Annotated in this window: 16 protein-coding genes; 6 read left to right on the top strand and 10 right to left on the bottom strand. The window is 56.2% G+C overall.

Annotation, left to right across the window (positions count from 1 at the left end; genetic code table 11):
* Positions 1–29: 29 nt before the first annotated feature.
* Complete coding sequence (locus RBB82_RS06225) at positions 30–1,331, bottom strand: VWA domain-containing protein (RefSeq protein ID WP_433974246.1); 1,302 nt, start codon at positions 1,329–1,331, stop codon at positions 30–32.
* Positions 1,332–1,583: 252 nt separating this feature from the next.
* On the opposite strand from RBB82_RS06225, the gene RBB82_RS06220 reads away from it, so the two are divergent.
* Positions 1,584–2,621, top strand: coding sequence for a VWA domain-containing protein (locus RBB82_RS06220; protein WP_433974245.1), 1,038 nt, complete (start codon positions 1,584–1,586; stop codon positions 2,619–2,621).
* A 143-nt stretch (positions 2,622–2,764) separates the two neighbouring features.
* Here the strand turns inward: RBB82_RS06220 and RBB82_RS06215 are convergent, their stop codons facing one another.
* Positions 2,765–3,328, bottom strand: coding sequence for a GNAT family N-acetyltransferase (locus RBB82_RS06215; RefSeq protein WP_433974244.1), 564 nt, complete (start codon positions 3,326–3,328; stop codon positions 2,765–2,767).
* Positions 3,329–3,779: 451 nt separating this feature from the next.
* On the opposite strand from RBB82_RS06215, the gene RBB82_RS06210 reads away from it, so the two are divergent.
* Both RBB82_RS06210 and RBB82_RS06205 read left to right on the top strand, forming a co-directional pair.
* On the top strand, positions 3,780–4,778 hold the full coding sequence (locus RBB82_RS06210; RefSeq protein ID WP_433974243.1) for an aldo/keto reductase: 999 nt from the start codon (positions 3,780–3,782) through the stop codon (positions 4,776–4,778).
* A gap of 111 nt (positions 4,779–4,889) precedes the next feature.
* Entirely contained in the window at positions 4,890–5,591 is a 702-nt protein-coding gene (locus RBB82_RS06205) for a HisA/HisF-related TIM barrel protein (protein WP_433974242.1), read from the top strand.
* A gap of 117 nt (positions 5,592–5,708) precedes the next feature.
* Here RBB82_RS06205 and hisF read toward each other — a convergent pair whose 3' ends face one another.
* Genes hisF through hisI form a run of 8 tightly spaced genes read right to left on the bottom strand, consistent with a single transcriptional unit; the run spans position 5,709 to position 11,638 of the window.
* A complete protein-coding gene (gene hisF, locus RBB82_RS06200) occupies positions 5,709–6,482 on the bottom strand; it encodes an imidazole glycerol phosphate synthase subunit HisF (protein ID WP_433974241.1) in 774 nt (257 codons plus the stop codon).
* Positions 6,483–6,484: 2 nt separating this feature from the next.
* Positions 6,485–6,766: a biotin/lipoyl-containing protein gene (locus RBB82_RS06195; RefSeq protein WP_433974240.1), complete on the bottom strand. Its 282-nt coding sequence runs from the start codon at positions 6,764–6,766 to the stop codon at positions 6,485–6,487.
* A 3-nt stretch (positions 6,767–6,769) separates the two neighbouring features.
* The gene (gene hisH / locus RBB82_RS06190; protein WP_433974239.1) at positions 6,770–7,381 is read right to left on the bottom strand and encodes an imidazole glycerol phosphate synthase subunit HisH; all 612 of its coding nucleotides are present in this window, start codon (positions 7,379–7,381) and stop codon (positions 6,770–6,772) included.
* 14 nt (positions 7,382–7,395) lie between these two features.
* Positions 7,396–8,007, bottom strand: coding sequence for an imidazoleglycerol-phosphate dehydratase HisB (hisB, locus tag RBB82_RS06185; protein WP_433974238.1), 612 nt, complete (start codon positions 8,005–8,007; stop codon positions 7,396–7,398).
* Positions 8,004–9,110: a histidinol-phosphate transaminase gene (gene hisC, locus RBB82_RS06180; RefSeq protein WP_433974237.1), complete on the bottom strand. Its 1,107-nt coding sequence runs from the start codon at positions 9,108–9,110 to the stop codon at positions 8,004–8,006. The genes hisB and hisC overlap by 4 nt, the downstream gene beginning before the upstream one ends.
* Positions 9,107–10,366, bottom strand: coding sequence for a histidinol dehydrogenase (gene hisD / locus RBB82_RS06175; protein ID WP_433974236.1), 1,260 nt, complete (start codon positions 10,364–10,366; stop codon positions 9,107–9,109). Before hisD ends, hisC begins: the two co-directional genes overlap by 4 nt.
* A gap of 37 nt (positions 10,367–10,403) precedes the next feature.
* Complete coding sequence (hisG, locus tag RBB82_RS06170; RefSeq protein ID WP_433974235.1) at positions 10,404–11,300, bottom strand: ATP phosphoribosyltransferase; 897 nt, start codon at positions 11,298–11,300, stop codon at positions 10,404–10,406.
* Positions 11,297–11,638 (bottom strand): phosphoribosyl-AMP cyclohydrolase, encoded by a 342-nt coding sequence (gene hisI, locus RBB82_RS06165; protein WP_433974234.1) that lies wholly within the window; start codon positions 11,636–11,638, stop codon positions 11,297–11,299. Before hisI ends, hisG begins: the two co-directional genes overlap by 4 nt.
* Positions 11,639–11,979: 341 nt before the next feature.
* Here hisI and RBB82_RS06160 point away from each other — a divergent pair, with 341 nt between their 5' ends.
* From RBB82_RS06160 to RBB82_RS06150, 3 genes are all read left to right on the top strand, one after another.
* Positions 11,980–12,300, top strand: a complete 321-nt coding sequence (locus tag RBB82_RS06160; protein ID WP_433974233.1) for a ComEA family DNA-binding protein — start codon at positions 11,980–11,982, stop codon at positions 12,298–12,300.
* A 130-nt stretch (positions 12,301–12,430) separates the two neighbouring features.
* Positions 12,431–15,043, top strand: a complete 2,613-nt coding sequence (locus RBB82_RS06155; protein WP_433974232.1) for a SpoIIE family protein phosphatase — start codon at positions 12,431–12,433, stop codon at positions 15,041–15,043.
* Between the two features lie 149 nt (positions 15,044–15,192).
* The gene (locus RBB82_RS06150) at positions 15,193–15,930 is read left to right on the top strand and encodes a DUF4397 domain-containing protein (protein ID WP_433974231.1); all 738 of its coding nucleotides are present in this window, start codon (positions 15,193–15,195) and stop codon (positions 15,928–15,930) included.
* Positions 15,931–16,070 lie beyond the last annotated feature (140 nt).

The raw sequence follows: 16,070 nt of genomic DNA, 5'->3' as shown, positions 1-16,070 counted from the left end.
CCGATCCGCTCGCAGCCGGCCTGTAAGGCCTACTTGACTTGCGTAACTCCTGTGGGCCGCTGATCGCCTGCTGTTGGGTAGTATCCCTTCTTTGCGATCACCGTCAGGTTCGGCCTCAGCACCTTAACCTCGAGCGTCCGATACTTGCCATCCACGAAGGGCTCATGCGTGTAGTAGCCGACCGTGTACTGCGTACGCACCTCTTCCGCGATCTTCGCAAAGCTGGTCTCGATGCCCTTTTGCCGGAACTCCCCATCGAAGTTCCCGCCAGTAGCATTCGCATACGCCGGCAGAATGTTGTCGCGCATCGTCAGCGGCAGATGCATCCGGTCAAAAAATCCAACCACCGGCAGCGAAGAGTCTCCCACCAGCGTCCCAAACACTGCAATCTTGTTCGTGTTCAAGTACTTCACTACCTGCGAGAACTTCGCCGTGCTGCCATACTCTTTGCCGTCGCTGATGACATACACAATCCTGCGTCGCCCCGTCGCCGTCTTCGACAACGCAACACCCGCCGCCAGGATCGCATCGTTGAGCGTATGCGCCTCCCGCGGCACATTCTGTATTCCCAGAACGCTGGTCCCATGAGTCGAATTCGTATTCGGATCGATATGACTATCGGCTCCATTATTGATGATGATGTTCTGCGACAGCGGCCCCGTGCTATACATCATCGGCTCGCGTCCAGTCGACTTCGACACCTCCAGCGCCTGCGTCAACCTCGCGCTCTGCGCCCCCGTAAACTGCGTCACCGTCCTCGGCCCATTGTTGTACGTAATCAACGAAACCTCGTCATACGGCGTAAACGCACCCTGCAGCGCCGCCAGCGCGTTGTTTACCTTGGCCATATTGTCGAAGGTCATGCTCTGATCGATCACCAGCGCCACCGAAAGCGGAAACGGATCGACCGTAAACAAGCTCGGTTGCTGCCGCAGATTGTTCTCATACACCCGGACATCGCGCCACGTAAGCCCCGGCACCAGCTTGCCCTTGTTGTCCTTCACCGTAAACGGCACTTCGACAAAATCGACGTGCGCGCGGATCACATACTCCGGTCCCTGCCCAGCCGGAACATCCTCCGGCGGTGGTCCCTGCTCGGCCTTCTGCGCCGCCGCCGGAGACAGCTTGCTCGGCACTCCCTCATCGTCCGAGGTCGACCCCGACGAATCCTGCGTCGTCCCGGCGCCCGGCGTAACCTGGCCTACCGGCAGTTCCTGTGGCTTCGGAGCGTCCGGAATCGCCTGCGGCTTCGGCCCATCAGGGATCGCCTCCTGTGTCGGTGCACTCTGCTGCGCCTGCGCCATCTCTTTTACTGGCTGTCCAAGCATCATGCACGCCAAAGCCCCTGCCAATACGCTGTTCCTGACCACTCGTAAATCCCCCATACCTTCCAGCCGGCCCTCAGAGCCCAAAGCCTTACCAACTAACAGACTATCAGCGCAACATCGCCGCCGCCATCCCCAAACAATTCAGACTCAACCAGCCATACCCGTTGGACGTCCCGGCTCATCTCAACGTTGCGCTCGATCTCGCAACAACACATTTTCTTCAAACTCCCCCGCAACTTCGTCGTCTAATGGAGTATGCGCTCTTTCTGCCTCGCTGCCGCCATCTTCACCCTCGCTCTCGCCCCCATCCTCCACGCGCAGGAGGCACCCGAACCCGGCGGCCCGCCCCCCGCCAGCGACGCCGCTGCCCAGCCCGTCGATATCGGCGACACCCAGACCCTCAAAGTCCAGGTCAACCTCGTAAACGTCTACTTCTCCGTCCGCGACAAGAGCGGCTTCATCACCAACCTCCACAAAGACGACTGCAGCATCCTCGAGGACAAGGCCCCCCAGAAGACCAAGAACTTCACCCAGGAGAAAAATCTCCCCCTCACCATCGGCATCCTCCTCGACACCAGCGGCAGCCAAAAAAACGTCCTCCCCCTCGAGCAGCAGTCCGGCGCCGAGTTCCTCAAAGACGTCCTCACCCCCAAAGACGAAGCCTTCCTCATCTCCTTCGACATTAACGTCAACCTGCTCTCCGACTACACCAACAGCCCCCGCGAAATTAAGCGCTCCATCGACAGCGCCGAGATCAACACCGGCGCAGGCACCGGCTCCGTCACCGGCAACGGCTCCGCCCGCGGCACCCTCCTCTTCGACGCCGTCTACCTCGCCGCCCACGACAAGCTCCGTCAGGAGGCAGGCCGCAAGATCCTCGTCCTCCTCACCGACGGCGGCGACCAGGGCTCACAAGAGACCTTGAAGACCGCTACCGAGGCCGCGCAAAAAGCCAACACCATCATCTACGTCATCCTTCTCTCTGACCGCGGCTTCTACGGCGGCGGCTTCGGCATCAACCTCGCCGACACCGGCGAACGCGACATGCAGAAGCTCGCCACCGACACCGGAGGCCGCGTCATCAACGTCGGCAACAACGGCAAAAAGCTTCAGGAAGCCTTCGATCAGATCCAGGACGAGCTCCGCACCCAATACCTAGCCAGCTTCACACCCACCAACGCCAAGATCGACGGCACCTTCCGCACCCTGAACATCACCTGCCAGCCCGGCCAGAAGATCCAGGCCCGCAAAGGCTACTACGCCATGGCCGACGCCCAGGGCAAAGACGACTAACCCCGCAGGCCTCATCTAGCCGCAACCTCTTGTCATTCTGAGCGAAGCGAAGAACCGCCGCATTTACCGTTGCGGTTGCTTTTGCTGTTGCCTGTTCTTTTGTTGTCATCCCGTAGGGATCTGCTTTTGCCGTTGCCTGTCCTTCATCCAGTAAGGACAGGCGCCTGCACCAACGGCCGCAAAGCCAACCGATATCGAACCGTCCCCGCCTCCTCCCCATCCCCGTCAAACACCATCCCGCACTTCTCCATCACCCGAATCGAAGCCGGTATCGAAGGAAACGTATGAGCAATCACGCTCACAATCCCTCCCTCGCCGCGAAGGTATTCGATCAACGCCCGCGCACCCTCGGTAGCAAAACCTTGCCCTTGAAACTCCGGCAAAAAACCATATCCAATCTCGGCCTCCGACGGGTCAGCTTTAGTAAACCCACCCAGCGAACCAACTAGAGTACGCGACCCATCCGGCGAAACCAGACCAACATAACGGTGCCACCCCAACTGCTCCGGATGCTCCCGAAGCTGGTTCAGCAGAAAATCGTAGACATGCGGCTCCCAGTTCTCATGGGGCCAGTTCGGCGGTACCGCGCACCGAATCAGCTCGCCAAGCCGACCTTCGCCGGCCTGTTCTGAGATCAGCATCTCAGGCGTTGTAGTAATCAAACAAAGACGTGGCGTGACGATATCGTCAAGGCATCGAAGCGACATTGGAGATCTCCTGAACAAAGGTGAGAAAAGCAGGCAGACACAATCCGGCCCAACAACTCCGGAGTCACAACCGCTGGACGCATCCAATTCAGGCAATCATAGGCAGGCCAGAATTCTAGCACCTGCCGACGCGACCTGAGCACAGCGCTTCCATTCAACGCTGTCAAGTCCAAAATGAAGCTAAAGCATTGACCCACAAGCATATCGGCGAGGCGTATGAGTTGTGGCCAAGCGACTATACTGGATACAGGATGAAAAGAGCATCATCGTATCTTTTTCACGAATTGGGTGTCTTCGCCGTAAGTCGTCTCGTATCTTATTTTTAGCTGTAACCCATTTGAAATGAATATTTTGCAGATATGTAAAATCGCATAATACTCATTACAAACAACTTAAAGGTACCAACCCGGGGGGGGGGTACCCCTCCAACGTCTCAAGAGCAGGAGTCGGCATGGAATACGTGAATCTCGGTAAGACCGGCCTCAGGGTATCTCGCCTCAGCCTCGGTTGCATGTCCTATGGCGTCCCGCCCGCTGGTCCACTTCGTCCCGGTAGCCACGCCTGGGCCCTCAACGAGGCCGACAGCCAGCCCTTCTTCAAGCAGGCCCTCGACCTCGGCATCAACTTCTTCGACACCGCCAACATCTACACCGTCGGCTCCAGTGAAGAACTCCTCGGCCGCTTCCTCAAAGCCAACACCAAGCGCGAAGACACCGTTATCGCCACCAAGCTCTTCAACGCCATGCGCGACGACCCCAACGCCAAGGGCCTAGGACGCAAGCAGATCTTCTACGAACTCGACCAGAGCCTCAAGCGCCTCGGCACCGACTACGTCGACCTCTACCAGATCCACCGCTGGGACTACGAGACTCCCATCGAGGAGACCATGGAAGCCCTCCACGACGTCGTGAAGGCCGGTAAGGTCCGCTACATCGGAGCGTCGTCCATGTACTCCTGGCAGTTCGCCAAGGCTCTCTACGTCGCCGACCGCCACGGCTGGACCCGCTTTGTCTCCATGCAGAACCACTACAACCTCCTCTACCGCGAAGAGGAGCGCGAGATGATGGGCCTCTGTCTGGCTGAAGGCATCGGCGTCATCCCTTGGAGTCCGCTGGCTCGCGGACGTCTGGCCCGTGCGTGGGGTTCAGAGACCACCAAACGCAACGACACCGACCAGTTCGCCAAATCCATCTACACCAAGACCGAAGACGCCGACAAAAAAGTAGTGGATCGTCTCGGCGAGCTATCCGAAAAGCGAGGCATCCCTCGCGCAACCCTGGCCCTGGCGTGGATGCTCAGCAAACCATACATCACCGCACCAATCGTCGGCGCGACCAAACCTAACCACCTGACTGACGCCGCAGCCGCGCTCACCGTCAAGCTGACACCAGAAGAGGTCACGTCGCTGGAAGAGCCATACATCCCTCACCCGGTCCTTGGCTTCAGCTAAGAAAGAATCTTCCGACCAAAGGGAGGGGTATACAAGTCACGAAGTGACCGCCCTCCGCGCAGGAGGCCCGTCCGGCAGAACGCAAGATCGAGTAACGAGAAAGAAGAAAGCATGCTAATTCCATCAATCGATCTCATGGGCGGGAAGATCGTCCAACTAGTCCAGGGCGAAAAGCTAAAGTTAGCCTTCGACGACTTCGAATACTGGATCGAACGCTTCGCCAAATACCCGCTCGTCCAGCTCATCGACCTCGACGCAGCGATGCGCAAGGGCGACAACCGCTCCCTCATCGAGATGATCTGCAAACGTCTCCCCTGCCAGGTCGGAGGAGGCCTCAAGACCGTCGAAGACGGCAAGCTCCTCCTCGAAGCCGGCGCAAAACGAGTCATCTACAGCTCCAGCCTCTTCCGCCCAGCAGAACCCGACCACATCCGCCGCCATAAGCTCATCTACCTCGAGTTTGCCGAAGGCCTAAAGTCCTCACTCGGTGAAGAGGCCCTGGTCTTCAGCGTAGATACCAAAGCAGGCAAAGTAGCGGTCAAAGGCTGGAAGGACTCCGTAGACCTCACCCCCGAAGAGGCCATCACCTGGCTCGAAGACTACTGCGCCGCCTTCCTCTACACCCACGTAGACACCGAAGGCACCATGCAAGGATTCCCCATCGACGTAGCCGCCATCCTAAGAGCCTGCACCGCCAAGCAATTAATCGTAGCCGGAGGAATAAAAGAGCAAAGCGAAATCGAAGCACTCGACGCGATGGGCGTAGACGCAGTAGCTGGGATGGCCGTCTACTCCGGCGCAATGGAAGCATAAAAACCCCGACCGAAGGGATGGCCATCGCCGCTCAGCTCGCAATAAAAGGTACACAAGTCACGAAGTGACCGCCCCACGCGAAGTGGGCCCGTCCGGCAGGACAGATCTTTCAAATAACTAGCAGGGAAGCCGAACCGGCACGCCAGCCCGCTGCAACTCACCCTTCAACTCCCGCGAGTCCGTCACGCCGAAGTGAAAGATGCTGGCAGCCAGCGCAGCATCCGCCCGGCCTCGCCCAAACACCTCAACAAAGTGCCCCGCAGTCCCCGCTCCACCCGACGCAATCACCGGAATCTGCACCGCCCCACTCACCATCTCGGTCAACTCACAATCAAAACCACTCCGCATCCCATCGGTATCCATCGAAGTCAACAAGATCTCCCCAGCCCCCCGCGACTCCGCCTCACGAGCCCAATCCAAAACCCGGCGCCCGGTAGCCTTCCGACCGCCGCTCACAAAAACTTCAGCCTCTTCAACGCTTCGTCCTTCAACTCGACGAGCATCGATCGCCACAATCACAGCCTGCGCTCCGAAGCTCGCACCAATCTCCTCAATCAACTCAGGCCGCGCAATTGCCGACGAGTTGATACTCACCTTATCCGCGCCAGCATCGAACACCGCAGCAGCATCCTCCGCTGAGCGAATTCCACCACCAACCGTAAACGGCACGAACAACGTCGCTGCCGTCCGCTTCACCGTATCGAGCAGCGTTCCACGACCTTCATGTGTCGCCGTAATATCCAGCAGCACGATCTCATCCGCTCCCGCCGCAGCATGGCGATGCGCCAACTCCGCCGGATCGCCCGCATCGACGATGTCGACGAACTGCACGCCCTTCACGACGCGTCCACCGCGCACATCCAGACAAGCAATGATCCGCTTCGTCAGCATCCTTACCCAAGCCTCATCGGCGAAGCTGCGGGTACCGCAACCGACTCACCCTCACACACGATCCGAGCCAGTGAATCTCCATCCTCGATCACCGCTCCATGCTCCACAAACCACTCCACCACCAATCCCTGCCTCGGCGCGAGCACATGGAACTCCATGGCCCCATCCGTCAACGTACAGACCGCCTGTCCAGTCCCCACGAGCGACCCCTGCGGTACCAACTGCTGGACAAATGTATACGAAGGCTCTTCCGCCCCAAGTTTCAACTCATACATAAATGGCATAATTTACAACTCCAGAAAATTCTTCAAAACCTGTAAGCCCACGGCGCTCGACTTCTCGGGATGAAACTGCACCCCCATGACGTTCTCCTTTTCCACCACGCTAGTGAATGCTCCGCCATATTCTGTAACGGCGGAGGTTGCATGAACCACAGGAGCTCGCCACGAGTGCGTGTAATAAACAAACCCGCCATTCTTCACGCCACGCAGCAATCGCGAATCCTCTCTCACACCTTCGAGTGAATTCCATCCCACATGAGGCGACTTCAACTGAGTCCCTTCGTGACGAGCAGGAAATCTTTCGCACATCCCGCCAAAATGTCCAAGACCGGCTACGCCTGGCGCCTCAGTCGAACCGTCGAATAGCCACTGCAGGCCAACACAAATCCCCAAAAACCAAGTGCCTTTCGCTACACTCTCGCGTACCGCTTCCGTCAGTCCCAACTCGCTCAGTAAAGAAGTAGCCTGAAAATGCCCTACCCCGGGCAACACAACTTTCGCAGCACGAAGCACTACTTTGGGGTCGTGAGTGACAATGATTTTGGTCGCACGCAGGTAGTCCAATGTCTTTACCACGCTGGTCAAGTTGCCCGCTTTGTAATCGACCACTGCAATCATTTTTAGCTCGCGTCTTACAACAAACCCTTCGTTGAAGGCAGCATCTCTTTCATTCGCTCATCCCGCGAACAAGCACCTCGCAAAGCCCTTGCGAAAGCCTTAAAAATTGCTTCAATCTTGTGATGATTGCTGCGGCCATACATGGTCTTCACATGTACATTTGCCTTTGCTCCACGAGCAAACCCATCAAAAAAATCAGCTAGCAACTCGGTTTGGAAATCTCCTACTAATCGCACTTTTACCTTGTCGTCGACGACGTAAGCAACGCGCCCGCTTAGATCCACCGCAGCCACGGCGAGTGTCTCGTCCATAGCCATTACAAAGTAACCAGCGCGCAGGATGCCCTTCTTATTACCCAACGCCTTGCCAAACGCCTCTCCTAGCGCAATCCCAACGTCTTCTACCGTGTGGTGCTGATCGACATCAAGGTCGCCAGTACACGTCAACGCCAGATCGAATCCACCGTGCCTTGCGAAGAGCTCCAGCATGTGGTCGAAAAAACGAATACCAGTTGATACCTTGTAAGCTCCCTGTCCGTCGACAACGAGCTTCAGTGCGATCTGCGTCTCTGTAGTATTTCGCTTGATTATTCCTGAGCGGATCTCTGGCGCCTTAGTCTTCGTCATACTGTCGGGACCCACTCGATCTCTTGCAACGAAGCTGCTAAAGCATCGAGGCCCCGTGTCACATGCTCTTCTAATCCAATTGTGATGCGCACGAAGCCATCACATCCCGGATCGGTCGATCGATCTCTCAGTAGAACCCCTCGCGTATGCATTGTCTCCACCAACGCCTTATGTTTTGGCCCAATATTCATCAGTACAAAATTCGCATGGCTGAAGAAGAAGGGAACTCCTAACTCTCGGAGACCATTCATCATCCGCTCCCTTCCCACGCGCACCTGCTCGGTGTACCAAGCAATATATTCGTCATCTGCAATTGCTGCCGGCAGACAAGCCAACGCTACTCCATTTACGTTGTACGGAGAGCCGGTCTTCCGCACGAACTTCAACAACTCGGCGTTTCCAGCCAGCATGCCAACACGCAGATTTGCCAATCCATATGCCTTCGAAAAAGTGCGAGCCACGATCAAGTTAGGTGCCGTCGCGAAATCTTTCATCGTCGACTCGCCATGAAAATGATAGTAGGCTTCATCCACCATCATCACAGCATGTGGAGCCGCAGCGGCGATAGCGAGCAGATGCTCTCGCTTAACGACTGCGCCCGTCGGGTTATTGGGCGAGGCAACAATAATCAGCTTTGTGCGCTCTGTAATTGCTGCCATAAACCGTTCAAACGGAAACTCCAGCGTCGCACCAGCCTGTACCTTTCGCAGATGCGGCGTCATCATCTTTATGTTTACGTCGTACATAAAAAACGTCGGTGTAGAGATCAGTGCTTCATCATCAGCGTCGAGAAACGTCACGCACATCAGATGAATCGCCTCGTCTACGCCATTCGTCAGTAGAACTTGTTCCGGTTGCAAGCCAAAGTGCTTCGCGACAATGCGTTCTACAGGTTCTCTCTCGGGATACTTTGTTAACTCTTCTCCTGTCACTGCGCGCAATCTTTCCATCACCTTAGGCGAAGGAGCGAATGTGTTTTCGTTGAAGTCCAGGCGCAATGCATCTCTTCCTGCCAACGGCGGATGGTACTCCGGCATCTCCAGAACTGCCTTGCGCGGCCGAACCGTCTTCAACTCAGTAACCAAATTGGTAGTGGTCCTCATTTCATCTTCACTTGCACGCTTTTTGCATGCCCTTTCAAGCCTTCTGCTTCTGCCAGCGTAATTGCATGTGGCCCCAGCTGCCTTAATCCTGTATGTGTGTACTGCTGAACGGTAATCACCTTAACAAAGTCCAACACGCTTAGGCCGCCTCTGACTCGGCCAGCGCGACCTGTTGGGAGTACATGGTTTGGGCCAGAGATGTAGTCTCCCATCGACTGTGGAGCGTACTCTCCCACAAACACGGATCCCGCGTTTCTAACCCACTTCAAATCTGCTGATGTGTCGATTGACAAATGCTCAGGTGCAAGTCGATTCGTCAGCTGGTGTGCTTCTTGAACAGTGGCTGTTACAAATATGCACCCTTGAGCGGCCAGCGCTTGTTTCGCAATCGTGTTGTTTTTCGCTCGAGCCTTCACCTCAAGCGATACTGCTTTGGCTAGTGCTTCGTTGCTCGTAATGAATACTGCCAGCGCCTCTGGATCATGCTCAGCTTGTGCAACCAAGTCCGCTGCAATACCCGCTGCCTTGCCCGTTTCGCTCGTCACCACGATCTCGGTCGGACCTGCTGGCATATCGATTCCACACTCACTTGAGACCAGCATCTTTGCTGCCGTAACATAGAGATTTCCAGGACCTACAATCTTATCGACTCTGCCAATCGTTGCCGTCCCATAAGCCAACGCGCCAATCGCCTGCGCCCCCCCTACTCGATAGAACTCCGTCACTCCAGCCAGCCATGCAGCCGCCATGGTCTCTTTTGCAGGCTTTGGCGAACATACGACAATTCGTTCTACTCCGGCTACTTGTGCCGGCGTCACCGTCATTAATAGCGTTGACGGCAACGGGTAGCGTCCCCCAGGTACATAGCATCCAACACTTCCAAGTGGTCGAACAATCTGCCCCGTTTTCACTCCAGCCGCAGGAGAAATATTCCATTCCGGCGGCAACTGCGCTTCAGCGAACGCAAGAATATTTCCTCGTGCCACCATCATTGCGGCTTGTAGCTTCGGGGCCGTCGAATCCCAGGCTGACTTCATCTCTTCTCGAGAGACCAACAGGCGCTCGCCAGTCGTGAGTCCGTCAAGCTCCGTCGCATATTTAAGTAGAGCGCGGTCGCCGCTTTTACGTACCGCAGAGAGAATTTTCCGTACCAAGGGTTCAACGCGCGACGTGGTTACCAATCCACGGCGTTCCAAAGACTCAATCAGTGCATCTGCTGCGACCCTGCCTCGACCAAATGTTTTTACCAGCTTCATCAGAAGCACCAACCTCATCTTTAAATTCTCTACTGTTCTAAAGCACCACTTTACTTAGCGGATACTCAACAATTCCGGTAGCTCCTGCAGCCTTCAGCTTCGGAATTACCTCGCGAACCAGCGCCTCATCGAGAATCGTGTTTAATGCAACCCATTCCTGATCGCTCAACTGTGACACTGTAGGTGAGTTCAACGCCGGCAGCACGCCGACGATCGTTTGCAGATCGCTCTTTCGCGCATTCAGCATAAGCCCTACGCGTCCCTGTGCTGCTATCGCTGCGTTCAGCATCAGTGAGATGTTCTCAATCTTCCGTCGTTTCCAGGAGTCCTTGTATGCGCTCTTGTTCGCAATGAGCTGCGTCTCGCTCTCCATCAACGTTTCGATAATTCGTAGCCGGTTTGCTCGCAAAGACGACCCAGTCTCTGTTACTTCAACAATCGCATCAGCCAATGTCGGTGGCTTTACCTCCGTCGCGCCCCAGCTGAACTCCACCGTCACGGGAATATTCTTCCCCGCGAAATACCGTTTCGTAAACTCAACTAACTCCGTGGCGATAATCTTACCCGCCAGGTCTTCAGGCTTTTGGAAGGGAGAGTCCTCCGGGACAGCAAGCACCCACTTAACCTTTTGCCGGCTCTGCTTGGAATAAGTGAGACTCGTAACGTATTCCACGTCGGTCTCGTTCTCCAGCACCCAATCATTGCCGGTTAACCCAGCATCCAGCGCTCCATGTTCGACATAGCGTGCCATCTCCTGCGCTCGTACTAGCATGCACTCGATCTCCACATCGTCGATAGAAGGAAAGTAGCTTCTACCATTCGCGAAGATTCTCCACCCTGCCCGTTCGAACAGCGCGATCGTTGCATCCTGCAGGCTTCCCTTCGGAATACCTAGTTTCAACTTCTGCGATTCTTTTGATTGTGTCTCGTTCACTTTGCCTCCATCGCAATGTTTTTCGTGAAGCAGCTCACCGTGCCCTCGTGGCATACCAAGCCATCGCCTTCGACCTCGACCTTGAAGAGCAAGGCATCGTTGTCGCAGTCAGTTGAAGCGTCGATCACCCGCAGACGATTGCCGCTGGTCTCGCCCTTCATCCAGAGTTTCTGCCTCGTTCGGCTCCAGAACGTGACATACCCAGTCTCGAGTGTCTTCGCATAACTCACTTCGTTTAGAAAACCGAGCATCAGTATCTCGCCCGTCTTTGCATCCTGCACCATGCCCGGAACCAGGCCATCCATCTTCGCAAAATCAATCTTCACTGCATCGCTCATTCGTAACTCTCCAGTTTTCTTCGTCACGCAAGAAAAAGGCCCGCTCGCGGTGTGCGCGTCAGCGGGCCTTTCCAAATCCTGAGTGAGCAGTTGTTACTTTGCCATACAGGACACAGCCGCCGACACGCTCTTCGCGTGATGGTGGGTATGTCCGTGATGGAGGTGCAGCTTGCTCATGACAACTTCAGGGTAGCTTTCGAGCATCGAGAAGTCAACTTGCCTAATTTATGAGCAAGCAGAACTCTCGGAGAGGGAGCGCAGAGTACAGATTGCTTGACGCATCCTGCCTACTCTCGTACTCTTCCGCTGTAAAGCCCACAGCCAATAGAAGGAGACCTACAATGCTCGATCTTCGCCACAAACTTCTCTCCGCCGCGCTCCTGCTTGCAGCAATTCCAGCCTTAATCCCAGCGGCGGCCGTTGCCCAAACCGCAAAACCTGCCGCCCCCTCCGCTGCAGCCTCTGCCGCGCCGCTCGACATCAACACCGCCACCGCCGACCAACTTAAGGCCTTCAATGGCATCGGCGATGCCTACGCAAAGCGCATCATCGATGGCCGCCCTTACACGGCGAAGAACCAACTCGTTACCCGTGGCATTCTCCCGCAGGCCACATACAACAAGATCAAAGACCAGATCATCGCCAGCCACCCCAAAAAATAGCCAGCAACGATTTAGATTTATTCAGACGGGCATCCAGGCAAGGATGCCCGTCTTATTTGAACAACTTACTCGTTCCAATATCCGATAGCGCTGCTACCATCTCAGCAACCGACATCTCAGTAACTGGCCTATGCCTCACAAATCCGCACGCCTTCAATATTTCTGTCTCGCCGTGGTAGCCGCGCTTGCACTGTTGCATGCGTACGGCGGCGCTGTGCTGAACTATAACGTCTTCGCACACGGCGACAGGCTTGTTCGTTTTCCCTTCAACAGTGGCTACCCGCAGGAAAATATTGCAGGTGACAGCGAAGAGACCCGTGCTGCTGGCCTTCAGCGATCTGACACCATCGTCTCCATCAACGGCCAACCCTACACCGGGCGCAAGGTCGCTCTGGATCACATTCGCCGCTCCTCCCCAGGCGATTCAATGACGGTTACCTACCGTCGTGGTCTCAGTTCAGCGATTCAAACCACGACTATTCGCCTTACTGCTGTCCATCCTGAAAAGCGCTCTGCCTTTGCGATAGCGGCCGGACTCACGTTCGCCGTGCTGCCCTTTTTGTGTCTCCTCATTGGGCTTTGGGTGGTCTTCGCGCGCCCTCGCAATCCGCATGCCTGGCTCATTTTAGGCATTCTCAGTTACTTCGACCCTCTTTTTGTCAACGTCACCCTCATTACGAACTCGTTCATCCAACCATTTGCTTTCTTCTGGAACATCGCGGCCCAGACTGCTATGCCGCTTTGCCTTATGTTCTTCGGTGTCTACTTTCCCGAGCGCTCGCCTTTAGATGTCAAGCTTCCATGGGTCAAATGGCTGATTGCCATTCCTATCCTTCTTCTCATTCCGTTTGATTTCTTCTTCTCCTATGGAGACATGTGGAATTTCAGCGTGATTCATAGGTTTTTGCCTTACGCCTATGCCATCAACACGACCGAAAATCTCCTCAGTTCCTCTGCAATTTCGTGGTTCTTCCTCGCTCTTTTTCCCAAAATCTCGCAGGCTACTGGAGATGCGCGCCGTCGCCTCCGTGTCCTGTACTTCGGGACATCCATTGGCCTTACGCCCTTCTTCATTCTTGTCATCATTTCCATTTACCGGCACACCGATCTAGGTCAGGACATCCCGCAGTGGATTGACCTCTCGGTATTCCTGATCCTGCTTCTCTTTCCGCTCTCCCTTGCCTACGTCGTCATCGTCCAGCGAGCGATGGACGTCAGCATCCTCATCCGCCAGGGCTCCCGATACGCCTTCGCCCGCCAATCGCTCATCACCATACGAGTTCTGCTCGGAATCTGGCTGGCCTTGTCGTTGAAAGACTTTCTCTCTCACCCCGGGCCTCAGCGCAACGTCGATATCGTTCGGATGGTCGGCATCGTTATCGTCTTCTTTGCCTTCCGCTTCATCCTCTCCAAACGCCTGCAGCAAAAGATCGACCAGCGCTTCTTCCGCGAGGCTTACTCCACCGAGCAACTTCTCTCGGAACTCTCCGATGAGGCGCGAAATTTTACCGAAGTAGCACCTCTCCTCGAAACCATCACACGCCGCCTAGGAGAGACACTGCACATCGAACGCATCGCAGTCTTCCTTCGTAGCGGTGAGACCTTCAAGCTGCAGCTTGCCACCGGCACTCCTATGATCCCCGGTACCGCGCAGGTTTTCTCCCTGCCTGCTGCATCGACCACAATCACAACCCTCACCCGCGATAAGACCCCAGCCAACGTCTATCGTGACGACCCATCTAGTTGGCTCGTGAATGCCAGCGACGCCGAACGTACAGCCCTCGCCGACCTCTCTACAGAGCTCCTGGTCCCACTTCCTGGTCGCAGTCGTCTTGCTGGCGTCATCGCTCTTGGACCCAAGCGCTCTGAAGAACCCTATAGCAAGACCGACCGACAACTTCTTCAGACCATCGCCTCACAGACAGGCCTGGCTCTCGAAAATGCCGAACTCCTTGAAACCCTCACCACCGAAGTCGCACAGCGCGAACGAATCTCTCGCGAGATCGAAATCGCCCGCGAGGTGCAGGAGCGACTCTTCCCACAGACATACCCACATGTCCCGGGTGTAGACCTAGCCGGCTTCTGCCGACCCGCCCAGGTCGTTGGCGGCGACTACTTCGATTTCTTTCTTCTTCCTTCACGTCCACCCAGGAAACCTCATTTGGCGCTCGCTCTCGGGGATATCTCCGGCAAGGGCATCTCTGCGGCGCTCCTCATGGCCAGCCTGCGCGCCAGTCTTCGCAGCATTGCCGGCCTGCAGCAGGGAGATCTTGCCGCCCTCATATCCAATGTCAACAACTTGGTTTACGAGTCCTCTACTACCAATCGCTACGCAACATTTTTTTACGCCGAATTCGATCCCGTCACCCGAATCCTGACCTACGTCAACGCCGGCCACAATCCTCCGTACGTTCTCCGTCGTTCCCAGGCCATCGCTCTCGAACCTACGGGAACGGTTATCGGCCTGCTTCCCGACGCTGAATACGCCCAGGCCACCATCCAGCTTGAATCAGGCGATGTCCTCCTCGCATTCACCGACGGCATCTCCGAGGCCATGAACCACGACAAAGAGGAGTGGGGTGAGGACCGTATGATCGCTACAGCCAATCAGCTCCTTGACCAGCCGAGCTGCACCGCCTCCGCCCAGCAAATCCTCACATGCATCTTCGACGCCGCAGACAAGTTCACCGCCGGCGCACCGCAGCACGACGACATGACCCTTCTTATCTGTGCCGTAAGCTAGAGCCTGTGCACTGATTGGCCACAACTCAAGCTACTCCCACAATTTAGCCATAGTCTCACTCAACTCCACCGTCGCCTGTACGGTGAAATCGGTTAGAGTGACTGATAGCAGCGTTCCTACCCGAAATGTGTTCGTGAGCCCGACGGTCAATGTTCGACAAATTATTCCATCCCGCCCGTCTCTCCGTTCACCTCTTTGCAGCCGCTGCCGCTTTAGTGACCCTCACCGGCTGCCAGGCCATCAGTTCCGCTCCGCAATCGCAGGTTCGTATCATCGCTGCTTCTGCTGATACCCCCGGCTTCGATCTTTATCGGGGCTCTGCGGCCGTTGCCTTCAACCTTGACTTCGGCACCGTCACATCGTACGTTCCGCTATCGCCCGGTATTGATACGATCAGCGCCGAAACCGCCGGGACAAGGCAGGTCCTCTCCTCCTCGAAGGCCACGCTGGCCGCCTCGACCCAATACACCGTCCTGATCGGCAACTCTGCCTCCAGTCTCCAGCAACTCGTTCTCGTCGACCAGGGCCAACCGGCCCCTCTGGGGCAGATAGCGCTTCGCTTCATCGACCAGGCCACTCGTGCCGGCGCCGTGGACATCTATCTCGTTCCAGCCGGCCAGAAACTAACTGCCGTGACCCCTCTAATTACCGGTGTCCCATTCGGTGCCAATACTGGCTATCTCAATATTCCGACCGGTACATATACCATCGTCATGGTCCCCACCGGCGTTGCTCCCAGCGCCACCGCTGCTGCTTACACCGGACCCCAGGTCAACTACTCCGCAGGCTCTGCTCGCACCGTCATTCTCATTGATCAACAGCCCGTCACCACGGCTGGACTCCAAGTAATCACCGCTGACGACTACACTCCCGCCGCAGCAAACTGATCCCCGCCCACCCTCCTGTCCTCAGATCCTTGGCATATCGCGATGACGTCCGCGCAGCAAGAACTGGCCTCACTTGAACGTTGAAGACTGAACAAGCCGACTTGATTCTCTCGATGCGCAAGCAGAAGGGCCGCCAAAAG

The organism is Tunturiibacter lichenicola, from assembly GCF_051013355.1.
Taxonomy (GTDB): domain Bacteria; phylum Acidobacteriota; class Terriglobia; order Terriglobales; family Acidobacteriaceae; genus Edaphobacter; species Edaphobacter lichenicola_F.
This window is presented reverse-complemented; position numbering and strand designations above follow the sequence as displayed.